Below are 18,938 nucleotides of genomic sequence, written 5' to 3'. Positions count from 1 at the left end.
TCGGCCGGATTACTCAGGCTCTACATATACTCATATTGAGTATAAATGACATGCGAGGGAGGCTTTTATGCCGATCACTGAAATTTACGGTCCAGACGATTTTGCCAACCGGCCGCAGGGCCATCTCGCCTCCTCTCCCCGCCCCGCACCGGCGCCCACGGCGCGCGCGCTGCCGACGCCCTCGCTGGAATGGACGGCGGAGGTCGAACGCGCCACCGCCCCGCTCTATGAGCGCGTGAAGCACGTCATCCCCACGATCGAGTGGCCGCTGATGGCGCCGACGATCAAGGCGATCAACGAGCTGAAGCGCGCGCGGGGTGCGGTGATCCTCGCGCATAACTACCAGGCGCCGGAGATCTTCCACTGCGTCGCCGACATCGGTGGCGACTCGCTGCAGCTCGCGGTGGAAGCCACCAAGGTGGAGGCCAATGTCATCGTCCAGTGCGGCGTGCACTTCATGGCGGAGACCTCAAAACTGCTCAACCCGGACAAGACGGTGCTGATCCCGGACTCGCGCGCCGGCTGCTCGCTGGCCGCCAGCATCACCGGTGCCGACGTTCGGCTGCTCCGCGAAAAATTTCCGGGCGTGCCTGTCGTCGCCTATGTCAATACGTCCGCAGAGGTGAAGGCCGAGGTCGATATCTGCTGCACCTCGTCGAACGCGGTGCAGGTGGTCGAGAGCCTGAACGCGCCAACCGTGATCTTCCTGCCCGATCGCTATCTCGCCACTTACGTGGCCTCGAAGACGGACGTGAAGATCATCGCCTGGAAGGGCGCCTGCGAGGTGCACGAGCGCTTCAAGGGCGAAGAGCTCCGCGCCTTTCGCGAGGCCGATCCGTCCGTGCAGATCATCGCGCATCCGGAGTGCCCGCCGGACGTGCTGGCGGAAGCCGACTTCACCGGCTCGACCGCCCACATGATCAACTGGGTCCGCGAAAAACGGCCGCGGCGGCTGGTGATGATCACGGAATGCTCGATGGCCGACAATGTGCGCGCCGAGCTGCCTGACGTGGAGATGCTGCGCCCCTGCAATCTCTGCCCGCACATGAAGCGCATCACGCTCGCGAACATCCTGGAGAGCCTGCTGACGCTCCGCGAAGAGGTGACGATCGATCCCGCGCTTGCGGATCGTGCAAGGCGCTCGGTCGAGCGGATGATCAATCTGAAGAACTAACAACACATGCGGCGTCACACACAGCTGTCGTCCCGGACAAGCGAAGCGCAGACCCGGGACCCATAACCACAGGCAGTGGTTTGGCGAAGACCCGGGGTGACCATCTCGCGCGACAACTACGCCCTGGGGTTATGGGTCCCCGCGTTCGCGGGGACGACGACAGAGTGAATGGAGAGAACGATGACCAACACCATCCACAATCTCACCCGCACCGACGACATCGTCATCGTCGGCGGCGGCCTTGCCGGGCTGTTCTGCGCGCTGAAGCTGGCGCCGCGGCCGGTGACCTTGATCTCGGCCGCGCCGCTGGGACAGGGCGCATCATCCGCATGGGCGCAAGGCGGCATCGCCGCGGCGGTCGCCGAGGGCGACACGCCCGAAGCCCACGCCGCCGACACCATCGCGGTCGGCGGCGGCCTCGTCGACGAGGCGGTTGCACTTGGGATCGCGCGCGAGGCCGCGCCGCGCATCCACGATCTCCTGACCTATGGCGTCCCTTTCGATCGCGACCTCGAAGGCAGGCTCGCCGTGGGACGCGAGGCAGCACACTCCGCACGCCGCATCGTGCATGTGCGCGGCGATGGCGCGGGCGCTGCGATCATCGCGGCGCTGAGCGAAGCCGTACGGCGCACGCCGTCAATCCGCGTCATCGAAGGTCTGGTCGCCGAAGCGCTGCTGACGGAGGACGGCGCCGTCACCGGCCTTCAGCTGCGCGAGGCCAACAATCCCGCCGCACGGCCGATCCTGCTCGCCTCGCGCGCGATAGTGCTCGCAACCGGCGGCATTGGACATCTCTATGCCGTCACCACAAATCCGCTCGAAGCCAGCGGCTCGGGCCTTGCGATCGCCGCACGCGCGGGCGCAGTCATCGCCGACCCTGAATTCGTACAGTTCCATCCGACCGCCATCATGGTCGGCCGCGATCCGGCACCGCTCGCCACCGAAGCGTTGCGCGGCGAAGGCGCGACGCTGGTCAATGGCGCCGGTGAACGCTTCATGGTTGCGCGCCACCCGCTCGCGGAGCTCGCGCCACGCGATATCGTGGCCCGCGGCGTGTTCGCCGAGATCGCGGCCGGTCGCGGCGCCTTCCTCGACGCGCGCCAGGCGCTGGGCGCGCGCTTCGCTGACAAATTTCCAACCGTGCATGCGAGCTGCATCGCGGCCGGCATCGATCCGGCCACGCAGATCATCCCGATTGCGCCCGCCGCGCACTACCACATGGGCGGCATCGCCGTGGATGCGCGCGGCCGCAGCTCGATCGACGGACTTTGGGCCGGCGGCGAGGTGTCGTCGACCGGCGCGCACGGCGCCAACCGGCTCGCCTCGAATTCGCTGCTGGAGGCGGTGGTCTACGCCGCGCGCATCGCCGACGACATCGCCGGCCGCTCGATCCCCGCACCTGCCCGCCTCCCCGACGCATTGGTGACACCGCGCGGCGGGGCGCCGGATGCTCTGGCCGGGAAGCGGCTGCGCGCAATGATGAGCGCGCATGTCGGCGTGATCCGCGAGGGCGACGGCCTCACCGAGGCCGTGCACCACTTCGCTGCGCTCGAACGCGAGGCAACGAGCATCGCGCTGCGCAACATGGCGACGTCTGCCCTGCTCGTTGCCGCCTCGGCGTGGAGCCGCCACGAGAGCCGCGGCGCGCATTTCCGCTCCGACCATCCGGCTGAGGTCCCTGCGCGGGCACAGCGAACGATGACGACACTCGCCGCGGTGCGCGAGATCGCGGACAGCCTGAGTTCCCTGCCGCGGGTCGCCCAACCCATGATTGCCTGACGGAGTTTTCCATGATTACCCCCACCTCCCTGCTCTATCCCGACGCCTTCCTCTCACCGCTTGCGATCGACGAAGCGGTGCAGCGCGCGCTCGACGAGGATCTCGGCCGCGCCGGCGACATCACCTCCCTTGCGACGATCCCGGAAGCGACCAGGGCGCAAGCCATTCTGGTCGCGCGCCAGTCCGGCGTAATCGCAGGCCTGCCGCTGGCACTCGCGACATTGCAAAAGCTCTCCTCCGACATCGAGGTGCGCGCGCATGTCCGTGACGCCGCACGCATTGTCCGCGGACAGCAGGTGCTGACGATCTCGGGCCCTGCGCGCGCCATTCTCACAGCGGAGCGGACGGCGCTGAATTTCGTCGGCCGCCTGTCGGGCGTCGCGACGCTCACGGCCGACTATGTCGCCCGCACCGAAGGCACGAAGATGCGCATCTGCTGCACGCGCAAGACCACGCCGGGGCTGCGCGCGCTGGAGAAATACGCCGTGCGCTGCGGGGGCGGCTTCAACCACCGCTTCGGCCTCGACGATGCGATCCTGATCAAGGACAACCACATCGCGGTCGCCGGCGGCGTTGGTGCGGTGCTGGAGCGCGCCCGCACCCATGCCGGCCATCTCGTCAAGATCGAGATAGAAGTTGATACGCTGGCGCAATTGCGCGAGGTGCTCGATACCGGACTTGCCGACGCCGTGCTGCTCGACAACATGGACCTTGCAACATTGCGCGATGCCGTGCGGATCAACGAGGGCCGTCTCAAGCTGGAGGCGTCAGGCGGCGTCACGCTGGACTCGATCGCGGCCATCGCGGCGACCGGCGTTGACTACGCTTCGGCGGGCGCGCTGACGCATTCGGCGCCGAACTTCGATTGCGCGCTGGATATCGAGATGTGAGATCACCGCTCTGAGCCCAGGGCTGGCTGCACCTCTCCCGCTTGCGGGGGAGGTCGGCGCGAAGCGCCGGGTGGGGGGCTCTCTCCACACTGGGGTTCTCGCCTGTGGAAACACCCCCTCCCCGACCCTCCCCCGCAAGCGGGAGAGGGAGCGCACCTTCACTGCCGCGACGATTGATTGCCTCAGCGCCGCTCGCTCGCACCCATCTCGGCAGAGCTCTTGGCTTCCTGCGCAAGCTCGGCCGACAGCGCGGCGGTCTGGGCCGGGGTGCCCCAGCTTGGTTCCTCGCTGCCGTCGCCCCAGGCGCGTGGCCGATAGAAGGTGTGCACGCCGGTCTTGTACATCTTCTTCATCTCGGCGACCCAGGACGGACGCACCCAATAGGCATGATAGTGCGTGGACTTGCCGACCTCGGGCAGCCAGATCTGGCCGTCGAGCATCGCCTTCGCGATCTTCTTGGCGCGCTCCCACATCTCGGGCTCGCGGATCACGTCGGCATTGTTGTCGCAGGCGAAGGTGAACTGGCAGGCGAGATGGCGGTGCTTGTTCTGATAGACCGCTCCGCACACGGTGTCGGGATATTTGCCGGAGAACACGCGGTTCATCACGACTTGCGCGACGGCCATCTGGCCGCGCACGGCCTCGCCGCGCGACTCGAAATAGACGGCTTCCGCAAGGCACTTCTCGGACTTCGCGCGCGACTTGTCGTCGAGCGCGAGACGCTCCGCCGGCGATCTGGCGCGCTGGTTGTCGGCGTTGACCTCGCCCTTCGGCGCGACGCTCTCGCCGCTCTCGATATCCTTGGCGATGTCCACTGTGGGCGGCGACAACGAGGCCGTCACCTTCATGTCGGGATCGGGCATCACGATCAGCGGCTCGGCGCCGGGCTGCCAACTCTCGATGCTTTCGAGATTGCCGCCGAGCGAGGAACTGCCAAAGAACAGGTTGGAGGTCTTGACGCTGAAGGGATCCCGCACCGGCGTCGTCGGCGCAGTGGTCCGCTTAAGCGCCTCGAGCGGCTGCACCGCGAACGCGCGCGCGGCGTCGCTGGCCCGCGGGGCATTGGTGTATTGCGGTAGCGGTGGCGCGCGGAGCGCTTCCTGGAGCTCGGGATCGAGCGCGGCCGCGGATTCCGGCGACATCGCCTGCGGCAGCGCGGCGGTCTTGGCGCCGAACACCGAGCTGTTCGACGTCGCGGGATCTTGCTGCGCCGGTGCCGCAGTGGGCGCGGCCGTCTCGGGAGCCTCGGTCGGTGCAACGGTCGCGAGGCGATCACCCTTCATGGAGCGATCGACCTTGGGAAAGTCTGAAGCCTGGTAGCGCGGCGCAGCCTGCAGCGCCGGATTGCGGCTGATCGCGCCGGTGACGTCGCGACCATCGAGGCTCGCCAGGCGAACCATCGCGCTCTGCGGAACCGAGGTGCCGATGGGGCGGGAAAAACTGTAGGTCGCGAGCTGGATCGAGGACGCTGCGGAGAACACCTGCTTCTGCCAACGCTCGGCGACGCCGGGTTGGCGCGCCAGCAGAGAGGCAATATCCTGATAGCCGGTCTCTCTCGGCATCAATGCGAAGATGCAGAGACCGATGCCGAAGGACGCGAACCGCGCGCCCTTCGGATGGTTACGCAACACAGACATCGATACGCTCACGCTACGCTTACGCCAGAAAAATCGAAACGCAGTACATCCGTGCAATTCGATCTTTATCGTAAGTATCCAATTTAGGTTGCCGGGGCGTTAATCGGCGTTGCGCGTGCGGCACACTCAAGCGATTGCAGGTGTTTTCACGGGTTGATCGCGCACGGTGGTAAATGCGTCGTCACGTGAAGCGGTAAACAACCGGTCAACGCGAATGGTGAAGGAACTCTTGCTGGCGCGTATCAATACGGGATGCGCGTGCGGTTCCTTGTTGTCCGAGCGCTCTTGCGACGAAGCAATCCAGGTTGCCGCCGTGGAGAGATTCTGGGTTGCTTCGCAGCGCTCGCAATGACGGGTTGGCGAGAGCATCGCGAAAACGAAAAAGAGGCAGGGTTTTGGCCCCGCCTCTTTCATCCCAGTATTCTAGTTCTGCTTACGCCTGGCTGGCGATCGCCTTGCCGAGTGCGGCTTGCGCCGCTGCGAGACGGGCGATCGGCACGCGGTAGGGTGAGCAGGAGACGTAGTCGAGGCCGATGTTGTGGCAGAAGGCGACGGAAGCGGGATCGCCGCCGTGCTCGCCACAGATGCCGACCTTGAGCTTCGCCCGCGTCTTGCGGCCGCGCGCGACGCCGATCTTGACGAGCTCGCCGACGCCTTCCTGGTCCAGCGCGACGAAGGGATCAACCGACAGGATGCCCTTCGCCACGTAGGGACCGAGGAAGCTCGCCGCGTCGTCGCGGCTGATGCCGTAGGTGGTCTGCGTGAGGTCGTTGGTGCCGAACGAGAAGAACTCGGCCGACTCTGCGATCTCGGCCGCGAGCAGACAGGCGCGCGGCAGCTCGATCATGGTGCCGACCTGATAGGTCAGCTTGGTGTTGGTGTCGCGCATCACCGCCTGCGCGGTCGCATCGATCCGCGCCTTGACGAGGTCGAGCTCCATCTTGGTCGCGATCAGCGGCACCATCACCTCGAGGCCGACGGCCTTGCCGGTGCGCTTCTCGGCCTCGACCGCCGCCTCGAAGATCGCACGCGCCTGCATCTCGGCGATCTCCGGATAGGCGATCGCGATGCGGCAGCCGCGGAAGCCGAGCATCGGATTGAACTCCGAGAGCTCGCGCGCGCGGTCAGCCAGGCGCCGCGGGTCGGTATTCATGGCGCGTGCCACTTCCTCGACCTCGGCGTGGGTGTGCGGCAGGAACTCGTGCAGCGGCGGATCGAGCAGACGAATCGTGACGGGCAGGCCCTTCATGATCTCGAACAGCTCGACGAAGTCGGCGCGCTGCATCGGCAGCAGTTTTGCGAGCGCCGCGCGGCGGGACTGCTCGTCTTCGGAGAGGATCATCTCGCGCACCGTGCGGATGCGGGTCTCTTCGAAGAACATGTGCTCGGTGCGGCACAGGCCGATGCCTTCGGCGCCGAACTTGATCGCGGTGCGCGCGTCGTCGGGCGTGTCGCCGTTGACGCGGACGCCGATCTTGCGGACCTGGTCAGCCCAGGCCATCAGCGTGCCGAACTCACCGGACAGCTCCGGCTCGATCATCGGCATGCGGCCGGCCAGCACCTGGCCGAGCGAACCGTCGATGGTGATCACGTCGCCGGTCTTGAAGGTGCGCGAACCGATGCTCATGGTGCCGCGGCCGTAATCGACGCGGATGGTGCCGCAGCCGGAGACGCAGGGCTTGCCCATGCCGCGCGCGACCACCGCCGCGTGCGAGGTCATGCCGCCGCGCGTGGTCAAAATGCCTTCGGCGGCGTGCATGCCGTGGATGTCTTCCGGGCTGGTCTCGATGCGGACCAGAATGACCTTGCGCCCGTCGGCCTGAAGCTTGGCGGCCTCGTCCGAGGAAAACACGATCTCGCCGGAGGCAGCACCCGGGGATGCCGGCAGGCCGGTCGCGATCACGTCACGCTTGGCGTTGGGATCGATGGTCGGATGCAGCAGCTGATCGAGCGAAGCCGGATCAATCCGTGTCACCGCTTCCTTTTTCGAGATCAGGCCTTCATTGGCGAGCTCGACCGCGATGCGCAGCGCCGCTTTCGCGGTGCGCTTGCCGCCGCGGGTCTGCAGCATCCACAGCTTGCCGCGCTCGACGGTGAACTCCATGTCCTGCATGTCGCGGTAGTGCTTCTCGAGCTGCGTGTAGATCCGCGTCAGCTCCTTGAAGGCCTCCGGCATCGCCGCTTCCATCGACGCCTTGTCGGACCCCGATTCCTGGCGCGCTTCCTCGGTGATGTCCTGCGGTGTGCGGATGCCCGCCACCACGTCCTCGCCTTGCGCGTTGATCAGGAACTCGCCGTAGAGCTTGCTCTCGCCGGTCGAGGGGTTGCGGGTGAAGGCAACGCCGGTCGCCGAGGTCTCGCCCATGTTGCCGAACACCATGGCCTGCACGTTGACCGCGGTGCCCCAGGATTCCGGAATGTCGTGCAGCTTGCGGTAAGTCACCGCGCGCGCGTTCATCCAGGATGAGAACACCGCGCCGATCGCGCCCCAAAGCTGATCGTGCGGATCCTGCGGGAAGTCCTTGCCGGTCTCGCGCGCGACGGCGTCCTTGTACTTGCCGACCAGCTCGACCCAGTCCTCGGCGGAGAGGTCGGTGTCGAGGGTGTAGCCCTGGCCGTCCTTGAAGGTGTCGAGGATTTCCTCGAAGTGATGATGCTCGAAACCGAGCACCACGTCCGAATACATGGTGATGAAGCGGCGATAGCTGTCATAGGCGAAGCGGCGGTCACCCGACAATTCCGACAGCGCTTCCACGGTCTGGTCGTTGAGGCCGAGGTTGAGAACGGTGTCCATCATGCCCGGCATCGAGGCGCGCGCGCCGGAGCGCACGGAGACGAGCAGCGGGTTCTTGGCATCGCCGAAGATCTTGCCGGTCAACTTGCCGACATAGTCGAGCGCCTTCTCAACCTGCGACTGCAACTCCTTCGGATAGGATTTGTCGTGGGCGTAGAAATAGGTGCAGACCGAGGTCGGGAGGGTGAAGCCCGGAGGCACCGGCAGGCCGAGATTGGCCATCTCGGCAAGGTTCGCGCCCTTGCCGCCGAGCAGGTCGCGCATCTCCGTGCGGCCCTCGGCCTTGCCGTCACCGAACGTGTAGACCCATTTGCCGGCCTTGCCCGCGGCTGGCGCGGCCTTGGCTGATGCAGCCTTCTTCGGCGCAGGCTTCGCAGCGACCTTCGGCAGAGCCGCCTTGGTCACAGCCTTCGCAGCCGGCTTGGCAGCAGCTTTTGCGGCAGTTTTGGCGGCCGGCTTTGCGGCAGCTTTGGCGACCGGCTTGGGCGCGCTCTTGGCAAGCGTCTTGCGGGCTGCCGGCGCGGCTTTCGCCTTGGTGGAAGACTTTGATTTCGCTGGAGTTTTATTGGGCTTCGAGGCGGCTTTGGCCATAGCTTGCACACAACCTGCGAGAGGAATGGGAATTCGCGGGCCTTACACCATTTTGGGCGGGCCCGCGCAAGTCAGACAGTTCCGGAAAATGAACGCCTAGAAGCGGAGCCATTTCAGGAGCCCGAGCCCGATCGCACCGTTCACAATGAGGAAGATCGCGACGATCAGGTTGAGGAGCCGCGGCATGATCAGGATGAGCACGCCCGCAATCAACGACAGGATCGGCGAAATGTGGGCGACGGTGATGTGCATGAACGATCTTTCTGTGGAGGTGGGGCGAATCGCGGGCGGATCATAGCCCTCCCGGTTCCGCGAGTAGAGACGCGCAAGAGGCGATGCGAGTTCCGGCACCCACGAAAACTGCCTGAAATTGCCGCGAATGCGGCGGGCCTTTTCCCGGAACATTGCCAAGGGTGCATGCATTGGCCAACCGGTCGCGCCATTGACGCGTCCGAAAATAAAATCACGTCGAAGGAGTTGTCCATGCGGAACAGGATTCTCGCTCTTGCAGCGCTCGCGGCCGCGATCGGCTCGCCCCTTGCGGCGCAGGCGCAAAGCGGTGTCACCGTCGGACGCGCGCCCGCCGTGGTCGACAGCGCGCCGACCATTGCGGCCGATCAGCGGCCGGCCTTCCGCGACTATGTCGTCGAGCAACGTGTGCCAGCCTTCCGCATCCCGGATCGCATCGTGGTCGGCGCCACCCTACCCGAAAGCGGCGTCACTTATTATGACGTGCCGCAACGCTTCGGCGCCACCACCTATCGCTACACAGTCGTGAACGGCGAAACCGTGCTGGTCGAGCCGCGCTCGCGCCGCATCGTCGAGGTGCTGGACTGACATCGACTGGCTGACATCGACTAGATGTCCGGCGCGTCACATCAGGCTGGCGCGAGCAGTTAATCGGACATCAGGCCCCGCCCGGTCCTTCCCCCCGCCGGGCGGGGCTCTTTTTGGGCAGGCGTTCGTGTTGGCGCGCTCGTGTCCCGGACAAGGCGCAACGCGCAAGCGTTGCGGCGCAGAGCCGGGACCCAGAAGCTCCGAGCACGCGTCCGGCATGGGCCCCGGCTCTGCAGCGCACCGCCAAGTGGCGCTGCGCTGCGTCCGGGGCACGAGAGCCGCAATTGCCGCGGCCTCAATCCTGGATCTTCGAGAAATCCGCCACCGCACGCGTGGCGCTGCGGATCTCGTTCAGCAGCTTCAGGCGGTTCTCGCGCACCTTCGCATCGTCATCATTGACGCGAACCTTGTCGAAGAACGCATCGACCGGCGGACGCAGCTTTGCCATCGCGCTCATCGCAGCGGCAAAGTCTTCCCCGGCGACGGCGGCGCTGGCTTCCGCCTGCACCTCGCCGATCGCCTTGGCCAGCGCCTTCTCTTCACCGAGGCTGTAGAGCGCAGCATCCGGCGCACCGTCGAAGCTGCGCTTGTCCTTCTTCTCCTCGATCGAGAGGATATTGCTGGCGCGCTTGGTCCCGGCGAGCAGGTTCTTGCCGTCGTCGGTGTCGAGGAATTTGCCGAGCGCCTCGACCCGGCGGACGATCATCAGCAGATCGTCCTGACCGCCGAGCGCGAACACGGCGTCGACAAGATCATGCCGCGCGCCCTGCTCGCGGAGTTGGACTTTCAGACGGTCGGCAAAGAAGGCGAGCAGATCGCTCGGAAGCCTCGTGGCATCGGCAGGCTTCACCAACAAGCCCGCAAGTGCGGAAGCCGCGACTTTCGTGAGCGAGAGCCGCAGCCCGTTTTCGGCGATCAGCCTGATCACGCCCAGCGCTGCACGACGCAGGGCATACGGATCCTTGCTGCCCGTCGGCTTTTCGTCGATCGCCCAGAAGCCAACAAGCGTATCAATCTTGTCCGCCAACGCCACCGCAACACTCACCGGATCGGTCGGCACGCGATCGGCGGGCCCTTGCGGCTTGTAGTGCTCCTCGCACGCCGCGGCGACGGAGGCATCCTCGCCCTGCGCCAGCGCGTAGTACTTGCCCATCAGGCCCTGCACTTCAGGGAATTCACCGACGACCTCCGTCAGCAGATCCGCCTTGGCCAGATGCGCGGCGCGCGTCGCCTTGGCGACATCGGCACCGACCAGCGGCGCGATCTCGGCGGCGAGCCGCTCAATGCGCTTGATACGCGCGGCCTGCGTGCCGAGCTTTTCGTGGAACACGATCTGCTCGAACTTCGGCAGACGGTCTTCCAGCTTCGTCTTGAGGTCGGTCTCGTAGAAAAACTTCGCATCCGACAGGCGCGGACGGATCACGCGCTCGTTGCCTGATACGATGACCTTGCCGCCGTCGGTCGCCTCGATATTGGCGGTGAGGACGAACTTGTTGGTCAGCTTCCCGGTCTTGGTATCCTTGACCACAAAGCACTTCTGGTTGTTGCGGATGGTGGCGCGGATCACCTCGTCCGGGATGGCGAGATATTCCGCTTCGAACGATCCCATCATGACGACCGGCCATTCGACGAGGCCCGAGACCTCGTCCAGCAGCACCTGATCCTCAACCAGCTCGAAGCCTTGTGCGAAGGTCAGCTCCTTGGCGTCGGCGAAGATGATGTCCTTGCGCGCCTGCGGATCGAGAATGACTTTGGCGGCTTTCAGCTTCGCCTCATAGTCCTCGAACCGGCGCACGCTGATCGCGTCCGGCGCCATGAAGCGATGGCCATAAGTGGTCTGGCCGGTCGCGATGCCGTCGACCTCGAACTTCACGACATCAGGCTCTTCCGTCTCGAGCCCGAACGTCGCGGTGATCGCGTGCAGCGGGCGCACCCAGCTCAGCGATCCCGGCTTGCCCGAGCGCGCGCCCCAGCGCATCGATTTCGGCCAGGGGAAGGTGCGGATGATGACGGGCAGGATTTCCGCGAGCACGTCGATCGCATCGCGGCCGGGCTTCTCGATCAAGCCGATGTAGAAATCACCCTTGGGATCGCGCTGGATCTTGGCTTCATCCAGCGACTTCAATCCCGTCGCTTTCAAAAAGCCCTGCACGGCCGCGTCGGGCGCGCCGACCTTGGGTCCGCGGCGTTCGGTCTTGAGGTCAGGCTGACGCGCGGGAATGCCGTGCACGGTGAGCGCGAGGCGGCGCGGCGTCGCGAACGCTTTCGCGCCCTCATAAACCAGGCCTTCGGCAACGAGCTTGTCGGTGACCAGACGGCTCAGATCGTCGGCCGCCTTAGCCTGCATGCGCGCGGGAATCTCTTCCGAGAACAGTTCAAGCAAAAGTTCGGGCATCAGGCCGCTCCGCCCGCTTCAGTATGGATCCAGGCCTCGCCGCAGGCTTTTGCCAATTCACGCACGCGAAGAATGTAGCTCTGCCGCTCCGTCACGGAGATCACGCCGCGGGCATCGAGCAAGTTGAAGACGTGGCTCGCCTTGATGCACTGGTCGTAGGCCGGCAGCGCCATCAGATGCGCCTCGCGCTTGTCGTCCTTCCAGCCGGCGTCGAGATATTTCCGGCAAGCCGCTTCCGCCATCTTGAACTGCTCGAACAGCATCGCGGTGTCGGCGACTTCAAAGTTGTGCTTCGAATATTCCCGCTCGGCCTGCAGGAAGACGTCGCCATAGGTGACCTTGGCGTCGCCCTCGCGGCCGTTGAAGTTGAGGTCGTAGACGCGGTCGACGCCCTGCACATACATCGCGAGACGCTCGAGCCCGTAGGTGAGCTCGCCCGCGACCGGCGCGCATTCGAAGCCGGCGACCTGCTGGAAATAAGTGAACTGGCTGACTTCCATGCCGTCGCACCAGCACTCCCAGCCGAGACCCCAGGCGCCCAGCGTCGGGCTCTCCCAATCGTCCTCGACGAAGCGGATGTCGTGCACGGCGGAATCGATGCCGATCGCGGCCAGCGACTTCAGGTACAGCTCCTGAAGGTTCGGCGGCGACGGCTTCATGATCACCTGGAACTGGTAATAGTGCTGCATCCGGTTCGGGTTCTCGCCGTAGCGGCCGTCCTTGGGGCGGCGCGAGGGCTGCACATAGGCGGCGTTCCAGGGCTTTGGCCCGAGCGCGCGCAACGTAGTTGCCGGATGGAAGGTGCCCGCGCCCATCTCCATGTCGTAGGGCTGCAGGATCACGCAGCCCTGCTCGGCCCAGAACCGCTGGAGCGCGAGGATGAAGCCCTGGAACGAGCGTTCCGGGCGCATATGGGCGGGCAATGAGGCGTCCATCGTCAGATCAGGCTCTCGCGGGGGGTTTTGAATCGCGCGGGACCGTATCGACGGCGGGGTTGGGAATCAAGGCAAAGGGGGCGGTTTCGGGCCAAACGGCACGCGTCGAGGACAGTGCCGTAGGGTGAGCAAAGGCGCCCTTGCGCCGTGCCCACCATCTTTCCAGGATTGAGGTGCTGTCGTGGGCACGCTTCGCTTTGCCCACCCTACGGCACCTTACGGGTTGAGAGCGCTAACCCGGCCGGTAGGCTCCGGTCACGGGGTCACGTTTCAGGGTCTGGATATTCCCCATATGGGCGGCCTCGGCGACGCGCGACAGGCGCATCTCCTCCAGCTCCTGGTTGATCCTGACAGCGGTCTTGTAGGCCCAGCGGACCACGGCAAGCCCACCCAGGACGCCCGCGAAAGCGACGAACGGCGGCATCTGTCGATCCTCGTATAGTGCTCAGCCCCCACGCACATTGTTGCGCAGTCGGGGCTGCGCCGCAATCGGCAGGCCAAGAGGCCAAATGGCGCGGGAGGGCTCGGCCTAGAACCCGAATTTCGCCCAGATCGCCCGCGTCTCAAGCGCCGAGATCAGATCGTCCGGCAGGCCGGCCATTGATTCCATGGCCGAAAGCTGCCCCGCGCCGGGCGATTTCCGGCCCAGAAAGCCGGAGAGCAGCCCGGTCGGCTGCGCGATCACGGGGGTGAGAACCTTCTCGCCATAGCGGGCACGAAGAGTTGAGCGGAGATCGCCGATGCTGTCGGCGAGTCCCAGCGCGATCGAACTCTCGCCGGCCCAATATTCGCCCGTGAACAGGGCGTCGTCCGCGCCCTTGAGGCGCGCGCCGCGGCTCTCCTTCACCAGGGAAATGAAGATCTGATGGATTTCGCGCTGGAGCGCCTTCAGCTTGGCGACGTCGTCGGGGTTCTCGGGGAGGAAAGGATCGAGCATCGCCTTGTGTGCGCCGGCCGTATAGAGGCGCCGCTCGATGCCGAGCCGCTTGATCGCCTCCTGGAAACCAAAGCTGCCGCCGACCACGCCGATCGAGCCGAGGATCGAAGAGGGATCGCAGATGATCTCGTCGCCGGCGCAGGCGATCATATAGCCGCCAGAGGCTGCAACGTCCTCGACGAACACCAGCACCGGCAGCTTCTTCTCCGCCGCGAGTTGCTTGATGCGCAGATAAATCTGGCGCGACTGCACCGGCGAGCCGCCGGGCGAGTTGATCACCAGAGCCACCGCCTTGGCGTGCCGATACGAGAACGCGCGCTCCAGCACCCGCGCAACGCCCGCCAGCGTCATGCCCGGGCGCAGCGGCGTCACCGCACCGATCACACCGGACAGCCGCACCACCGGCACGACCGCGGTACCGGGGCGGAAGCGCGCCGGCAGATATTGCATGAGCTTGTCGGCCAGGCCGGAACTCTCACGATCTTTCAATTGTTCGGCCATGCCGTTACCTCTGATTAACCATTTCTTATCACGCGACTGTCATTGGAAGTGCCTGGAACGTGTTTTGCAGATTTCCCGCTGGGAGGCTTCAATGAGGCAGCGGAGAACACCATGAAAATCTATCTGCTGATGCTGCTGATCGGTGCGCTGTTCATGGCGATCCGCTTGACGTCCCCGCAAGAGCAACAGCCGGAATCGCTTCCGCAGTAAGCCGTCACGGTTCCAGCAGCGGCAAGGCCGCTCTCCCCTCCAGAATCTCCGTCACCTCTTTCTTGGACGCGCCTGACTCGTCGTTGAGCATGAGGCCCGGCAGCAATCGCGTCGGAGCCCGGCCACCTTTGACCGCACGCACCAGCACGCGGATCGCAGGCCGCCCCGCCTCACCGTGAACCGGCAGGACCGAAAGGCTACCGAAGCCGCGTGACAGCGCCGCCAGGACATCGGCGATGCCATCTGCGCGCCAGATCAATGTCAGCACACCATTCGATCGGAGGATGCGCCGCGCTGCATGCACCCAGGCATGCAGGGTCTCCTCCGTCGCCACATGCGCGGTGTGACGCGCCTGATCCGGCGAGCCGCGATGCCGGGCCGGATCGTTGAAGGGCGGATTCATCAGCACCACATCGACGCTGTCGGGCGACAGCCCGTTTGCCGCAAAGGCCGTGGCGTCGGCGGTGACATCGAGCAGGATGGTCTCGGCGGCAAGCGCATTCGCGGCGGCATTGGCGCGCGCGAGCTCGGCCAGCTCCGGATCGATCTCGACCAGGCTCAGCCCGATACCAGCGACGCGCCGGGCCAGCGCCAGCCCGGCCGTGCCGACGCCGGCGCCGAAATCGACCACGCGGTCCCCGGGACGGGCCTCCGTCGCCGCCGCAAGCAGAATGGCGTCGTGCCCGGCTCTGTGGCCACTCCGCTTCTGCCTCAGGCGCAATTGCCCGCCGAGAAAGGCGTCCTCGGTAATATCTGCGGCCTCACTCATCGCCGCGCAGTTCGTGGCTGAGGCCGGCTTCGGTGAGGAGCTCCCTGGCCTCCTGGGCGTCGTCCTCATGAACCAGGATCCGCCGCGGCAAAATGCCGAGCGAGCCCTCGATGATGCTCATGTTCTGGTCCAGCACCAGGTGATGGATGTTGGCGCCGTCGAGCAGCGCGCCGATCGCCGACACCAGCACCATATCGTTGGTCCGAACCAGTTCACGCAAAACGCAGGTTTCCTTGCCTGAGAGGGGGTTAAAGCGGCAAATGTCAATGGTTCCGCGGGCCTTGCCGCATCCGCCGCCAGTTTCTATTGTCTTTCCGTCAGAATAGCCCCTCCGGGGCAAATATTGGAGACCGGCGTGGCCGTCATCGTACCTTTCGAAACTCCCGGCGCGTCGATCGAAGAGCTGGTTGCCCTTGTCGCCCCTGATATGGAGCGCGTCAACGCCACGATCCTGTCGCGGACCGGTTCGGACGTGACCATGATCCCGGAGGTCGCCAACCATCTGATCTCCTCCGGCGGCAAGCGGCTGCGGCCGATGCTGACGCTCGCCATGGCCAACCTCGCCGGCTACACCGGCGACGGCCATATCAAGCTCGCCGCCTCCGTCGAGTTCATGCATACCGCCACGCTGCTGCACGACGACGTCGTCGACGAGAGCGAGATGCGCCGCGGCAAGCTGTCGGCGCGCATGCTCTGGGGCAACGAGGCGAGCGTGCTGGTCGGCGACTTCCTGCTCGGCCAGGCCTTCCGCATGATGGTCGAGGTCGGCTCGCTCCGCGCGCTCGACATCCTCTCTGCGGCCGCCGCCACCATCGCCGAAGGCGAGGTGATGCAGCTGGCCGCCGCCAAGAACACCGCGACCACCGAGGACGAATATCTCGCCGTGATCCGCGGCAAGACCGCCGAGCTGTTTGCCGCCGCCTGCGAGGTCGGCCCCGTGATCGCCAACCGCCCCAAGGCCGAGCAGACCGCCTGCCGCTCGGTCGGCATGAATCTCGGCATCGCCTTCCAGCTCGTCGACGACGTGCTCGACTATGGCGGCAAGAGCGCAAAGCTCGGCAAGAACACCGGCGACGATTTCCGCGAGGGCAAGATCACCCTGCCCGTCGTGCTCGCCTTCCGCCGCGGCAACGACACCGAGCGCGCGTTCTGGATCCGGGCGCTGGAGCGCGGTGAAATCGGCGACAGCGACCTCGATCACGCCATCGGATTGATGAACAAGCACCGCGCACTCGAGGACACGCTCAGCCGCGCCCAGCACTACGGCGCCATGGCGGTGGACGCACTGGCGCTGTTCCCCTCCTCGCCGATGAAGAGCGCGTTGGAGCAGGTGGTGGCGTTCTGTCTGGCACGGTCGCATTAGGCTTTTGCGTTTAGGCGCATTGCCAGCCCAACACTTGGTGTCGTCCCGGCGAAGGCCGGGACCCATATCGCGTGATCCATCGATACTGCGTTGGGTGCCAGTACCAATAACAACCAATCTTCGCCAAACCACTCCCTGTGGTTATGGGTCCCGGCGTTCGCCGGGACGACAGCGGTGAGTTAGGCCGCGACTGTCTCCACCTCGTCATTGCGAGCGCAGCGAAGCAATCCAGACTGTCTCCTCGGAAAGACTCTTGATTGCTTCGCTGCGCTCGCAATGACGAGTTACTTGCTTTTTGCAAGTCACTACCCTACCTTCCCGCCATGCAGCCCAAATCCCCCTCGATCCTGGAATGCCCGGTCGGTCGTGCCGTGGAGACGGTCGGTGAATGGTGGAGCATCCTGATCCTGCGGGATGCGTTTCAGGGTGCGACGAAATTCGACGAATTTTCGCAAAGCCTCGGGATCGCGCCGAACATCCTGTCGCGGCGGCTCGCTCACCTCACCGCATCAGGCATGTTCGTGCGCCGCCGCTATCAGGAGCGGCCGCCACGTTACGAATACGTGTTGACGGACAAGGCGCGGGATTTCTTCCCGGTGATCGCTACGTTGCTCGCCTTCGGCAACAAGCATCTCGCGCCCAAGGGCGAATCCATCGTGCTGGCGAGCCGGAGCGACGCTCGCCCGTTCGATCCGGTCGTGGTCGACGCTACCGACATGCAGCCGATCACGCTCGCCAATACGGTCGTCGTCGCCGGCCCCCGCGCCAGCCGCGGCATGCGCAAGCGCATCGCTTCACTCAAGGCCATGAACCCGGCCGTCGCGCCGGTTGGAGAGTAACATGCGTCGTATCGTCGTGACGGGAATGGGCGCGGTGTCGCCGCTCGGCTGCGGTGTCGAAACCTCCTGGCGCCGGCTGCTCGCCGGCCATAGCGGGCTGCGCCCGCTGCCAGAATGGGCGCTGGCGCTGCCGGCGCGCATTGCCGGACTCGTGCCCGACAAGGCCGACGATGCCGATGGCGGCTTCGACCCCGCGCAGGCCGCCGCACCAAAAGACCAGCGCAAGATGGACCGCTTCATCCTGTTCGCGCTGCTCGCGGCCGCCGAGGCGATCGCGCAGGCGAAATGGACGCCGCAGGATGCTGCCGCGCTGGAACGCACCGCGACGATCATCGCCTCCGGCGTCGGCGGTTTCCCGGCGATGGCGGAGGCGGTGCGCATCACCGAGCAGCGCGGCGTGCGCCGGCTCTCGCCGTTCACGATCCCCTCGTTCCTGGCCAATCTCGCCGCCGGCCACGTCTCGATCAAATACGGCTACAATGGCGCGCTGGGCACACCGGTCACCGCGTGCGCGGCCGGCGTGCAGGCGATCGGCGATGCCGCGCGCATGATTCGATCAGGCGAAGTCGACATCGCGATCTGCGGCGGCGCGGAAGCCTGCATCGACATCGTCAGCCTCGGCGGCTTTGCGGCAGCGCGCGCGCTGTCGAGCGGGTTCAACGAGGAGCCGGCGCGCGCCTCGCGCCCGTTCGATCGGGACCGCGACGGCTTTGTGATGGGCGAAGGCGCCGGCATTCTTGTCATCGAGGAACTCGAACATGCGCTCGCGCGCGGCGCCACGCCGATCGCGGAGGTGATCGGATACGGCACGACGGCCGACGCCTACCACATGACATCAGGCCCGCCCGACGGCGACGGCGCGCGCCGCGCCATGGAGATCGCGCTTCGGCAGGCGAGCCTTGCGCCGGCGGATCTGCAGCACCTCAACGCCCACGCAACATCGACGCCCGCCGGCGACGAGAGCGAGCTTGGCGCGATCGCCGCGCTGTTCGGCCGCAACCGCGGCATCGCCGTCAGCGCGACCAAATCGGCCACCGGCCATCTGCTCGGCGCCGCCGGCGGCCTCGAGGCGATCTTCACCGTGCTTGCCCTACGCGACCAGATAGCGCCGCCGACGCTCAATCTGGAAAACCCCGATGCGGGCGCTAATGGCATCGACATCGTCGCCGGCACCGCGCGGCCGATGCCGATGCAACACGCGATCTCCAACGGCTTTGGCTTCGGCGGGGTCAATGCCAGCGTGATCTTCCGCCGCACGGGCTAAACGAGAGCCTTGCAATCGCGGCC

General features: G+C 65.7%; 17 protein-coding genes. 7 read left to right on the top strand and 10 right to left on the bottom strand.

The genetic code is table 11. The annotated features are described in order from the left end of the window. The first annotated feature begins 67 nt into the window (after positions 1 to 67). The 3 genes from nadA to nadC all read left to right on the top strand — a co-directional run bounded on the left by nadA (position 68) and on the right by nadC (position 3,843). Complete coding sequence (gene nadA, locus RAD10_RS26000) at positions 68 to 1,174, top strand: quinolinate synthase NadA (RefSeq protein WP_461619725.1); 1,107 nt, start codon at positions 68 to 70, stop codon at positions 1,172 to 1,174. Positions 1,175 to 1,354: 180 nt separating this feature from the next. Next, on the top strand, positions 1,355 to 2,953 hold the full coding sequence (locus RAD10_RS25995) for an L-aspartate oxidase (protein ID WP_461619724.1): 1,599 nt from the start codon (positions 1,355 to 1,357) through the stop codon (positions 2,951 to 2,953). A gap of 11 nt (positions 2,954 to 2,964) precedes the next feature. Beyond that, positions 2,965 to 3,843, top strand: a complete 879-nt coding sequence (gene nadC / locus RAD10_RS25990) for a carboxylating nicotinate-nucleotide diphosphorylase (RefSeq protein ID WP_461619723.1) — start codon at positions 2,965 to 2,967, stop codon at positions 3,841 to 3,843. A gap of 182 nt (positions 3,844 to 4,025) precedes the next feature. On the opposite strand, the gene RAD10_RS25985 is transcribed toward nadC, so the two are convergent. The 4 genes from RAD10_RS25985 to RAD10_RS25970 form a co-directional block, all read right to left on the bottom strand. Then, complete coding sequence (locus RAD10_RS25985) at positions 4,026 to 5,480, bottom strand: cell wall hydrolase (RefSeq protein WP_461619722.1); 1,455 nt, start codon at positions 5,478 to 5,480, stop codon at positions 4,026 to 4,028. Positions 5,481 to 5,606: 126 nt separating this feature from the next. Then, positions 5,607 to 5,894 (bottom strand): hypothetical protein, encoded by a 288-nt coding sequence (locus RAD10_RS25980; RefSeq protein ID WP_461619721.1) that lies wholly within the window; start codon positions 5,892 to 5,894, stop codon positions 5,607 to 5,609. A 19-nt stretch (positions 5,895 to 5,913) separates the two neighbouring features. Beyond that, on the bottom strand, positions 5,914 to 8,865 hold the full coding sequence (gene ppdK, locus RAD10_RS25975; RefSeq protein WP_461619720.1) for a pyruvate, phosphate dikinase: 2,952 nt from the start codon (positions 8,863 to 8,865) through the stop codon (positions 5,914 to 5,916). Between the two features lie 96 nt (positions 8,866 to 8,961). After that, positions 8,962 to 9,117, bottom strand: coding sequence for a DUF3096 domain-containing protein (locus RAD10_RS25970; protein WP_008562090.1), 156 nt, complete (start codon positions 9,115 to 9,117; stop codon positions 8,962 to 8,964). A gap of 231 nt (positions 9,118 to 9,348) precedes the next feature. Here RAD10_RS25970 and RAD10_RS25965 point away from each other — a divergent pair, with 231 nt between their 5' ends. Beyond that, complete coding sequence (locus RAD10_RS25965; RefSeq protein ID WP_091967335.1) at positions 9,349 to 9,702, top strand: DUF1236 domain-containing protein; 354 nt, start codon at positions 9,349 to 9,351, stop codon at positions 9,700 to 9,702. 295 nt (positions 9,703 to 9,997) lie between these two features. Here RAD10_RS25965 and glyS read toward each other — a convergent pair whose 3' ends face one another. From glyS to RAD10_RS25935, 6 genes are all read right to left on the bottom strand, one after another. Then, complete coding sequence (glyS, locus tag RAD10_RS25960; RefSeq protein WP_461619719.1) at positions 9,998 to 12,097, bottom strand: glycine--tRNA ligase subunit beta; 2,100 nt, start codon at positions 12,095 to 12,097, stop codon at positions 9,998 to 10,000. Further along, the gene (locus tag RAD10_RS25955) at positions 12,097 to 13,032 is read right to left on the bottom strand and encodes a glycine--tRNA ligase subunit alpha (protein WP_018323356.1); all 936 of its coding nucleotides are present in this window, start codon (positions 13,030 to 13,032) and stop codon (positions 12,097 to 12,099) included. Before RAD10_RS25955 ends, glyS begins: the two co-directional genes overlap by 1 nt. Positions 13,033 to 13,264: 232 nt before the next feature. After that, on the bottom strand, positions 13,265 to 13,456 hold the full coding sequence (locus RAD10_RS25950; RefSeq protein ID WP_008131462.1) for a hypothetical protein: 192 nt from the start codon (positions 13,454 to 13,456) through the stop codon (positions 13,265 to 13,267). A gap of 105 nt (positions 13,457 to 13,561) precedes the next feature. Further along, the gene (locus RAD10_RS25945) at positions 13,562 to 14,470 is read right to left on the bottom strand and encodes a S49 family peptidase (RefSeq protein ID WP_091956049.1); all 909 of its coding nucleotides are present in this window, start codon (positions 14,468 to 14,470) and stop codon (positions 13,562 to 13,564) included. A gap of 214 nt (positions 14,471 to 14,684) precedes the next feature. Further along, entirely contained in the window at positions 14,685 to 15,449 is a 765-nt protein-coding gene (locus RAD10_RS25940) for a tRNA1(Val) (adenine(37)-N6)-methyltransferase (RefSeq protein ID WP_461619718.1), read from the bottom strand. Further along, positions 15,442 to 15,669, bottom strand: coding sequence for a putative signal transducing protein (locus RAD10_RS25935; protein WP_018323354.1), 228 nt, complete (start codon positions 15,667 to 15,669; stop codon positions 15,442 to 15,444). The genes RAD10_RS25940 and RAD10_RS25935 overlap by 8 nt, the downstream gene beginning before the upstream one ends. A gap of 135 nt (positions 15,670 to 15,804) precedes the next feature. Between RAD10_RS25935 and RAD10_RS25930 the strand changes: the two genes are divergently transcribed. The 3 genes from RAD10_RS25930 (at position 15,805) to fabF (ending at position 18,915) form a co-directional block, all read left to right on the top strand. After that, entirely contained in the window at positions 15,805 to 16,812 is a 1,008-nt protein-coding gene (locus RAD10_RS25930; protein ID WP_026202916.1) for a polyprenyl synthetase family protein, read from the top strand. A gap of 323 nt (positions 16,813 to 17,135) precedes the next feature. Further along, positions 17,136 to 17,651 carry a winged helix-turn-helix transcriptional regulator gene (locus RAD10_RS25925; protein ID WP_461619717.1) on the top strand — a complete coding sequence of 172 codons (516 nt, stop codon included), beginning with the start codon at positions 17,136 to 17,138 and terminating at the stop codon, positions 17,649 to 17,651. Between the two features lies 1 nt (position 17,652). Continuing rightward, a complete protein-coding gene (gene fabF, locus RAD10_RS25920) occupies positions 17,653 to 18,915 on the top strand; it encodes a beta-ketoacyl-ACP synthase II (protein WP_461619716.1) in 1,263 nt (420 codons plus the stop codon). Positions 18,916 to 18,938 lie beyond the last annotated feature (23 nt).

The organism is Bradyrhizobium sp. 23AC (assembly GCF_054863025.1).
This window is presented reverse-complemented; position numbering and strand designations above follow the sequence as displayed.

Excerpts from the sequence above, each read along its gene's own strand:
- nadA (WP_461619725.1), top strand. The coding sequence starts at position 68 with ATGCCGATCACTGAAATTTACGGTCCAGACGATTTTGCCAACCGGCCG.
- RAD10_RS25965 (WP_091967335.1), top strand. The coding sequence starts at position 9,349 with ATGCGGAACAGGATTCTCGCTCTTGCAGCGCTCGCGGCCGCGATCGGC.
- RAD10_RS25925 (WP_461619717.1), top strand. The coding sequence starts at position 17,136 with ATGCAGCCCAAATCCCCCTCGATCCTGGAATGCCCGGTCGGTCGTGCC.
- RAD10_RS25950 (WP_008131462.1), bottom strand. The coding sequence starts at position 13,456 with ATGCCGCCGTTCGTCGCTTTCGCGGGCGTCCTGGGTGGGCTTGCCGTG.
- RAD10_RS25980 (WP_461619721.1), bottom strand. The coding sequence starts at position 5,894 with ATGAAAGAGGCGGGGCCAAAACCCTGCCTCTTTTTCGTTTTCGCGATG.
- RAD10_RS25940 (WP_461619718.1), bottom strand. The coding sequence starts at position 15,449 with ATGAGTGAGGCCGCAGATATTACCGAGGACGCCTTTCTCGGCGGGCAA.
- RAD10_RS25945 (WP_091956049.1), bottom strand. The coding sequence starts at position 14,470 with ATGGCCGAACAATTGAAAGATCGTGAGAGTTCCGGCCTGGCCGACAAG.
- RAD10_RS25995 (WP_461619724.1), top strand. The coding sequence starts at position 1,355 with ATGACCAACACCATCCACAATCTCACCCGCACCGACGACATCGTCATC.
- glyS (WP_461619719.1), bottom strand. The coding sequence starts at position 12,097 with ATGCCCGAACTTTTGCTTGAACTGTTCTCGGAAGAGATTCCCGCGCGC.
- RAD10_RS25970 (WP_008562090.1), bottom strand. The coding sequence starts at position 9,117 with ATGCACATCACCGTCGCCCACATTTCGCCGATCCTGTCGTTGATTGCG.
- nadC (WP_461619723.1), top strand. The coding sequence starts at position 2,965 with ATGATTACCCCCACCTCCCTGCTCTATCCCGACGCCTTCCTCTCACCG.
- ppdK (WP_461619720.1), bottom strand. The coding sequence starts at position 8,865 with ATGGCCAAAGCCGCCTCGAAGCCCAATAAAACTCCAGCGAAATCAAAG.
- RAD10_RS25985 (WP_461619722.1), bottom strand. The coding sequence starts at position 5,480 with ATGTCTGTGTTGCGTAACCATCCGAAGGGCGCGCGGTTCGCGTCCTTC.
- RAD10_RS25955 (WP_018323356.1), bottom strand. The coding sequence starts at position 13,032 with ATGGACGCCTCATTGCCCGCCCATATGCGCCCGGAACGCTCGTTCCAG.
- fabF (WP_461619716.1), top strand. The coding sequence starts at position 17,653 with ATGCGTCGTATCGTCGTGACGGGAATGGGCGCGGTGTCGCCGCTCGGC.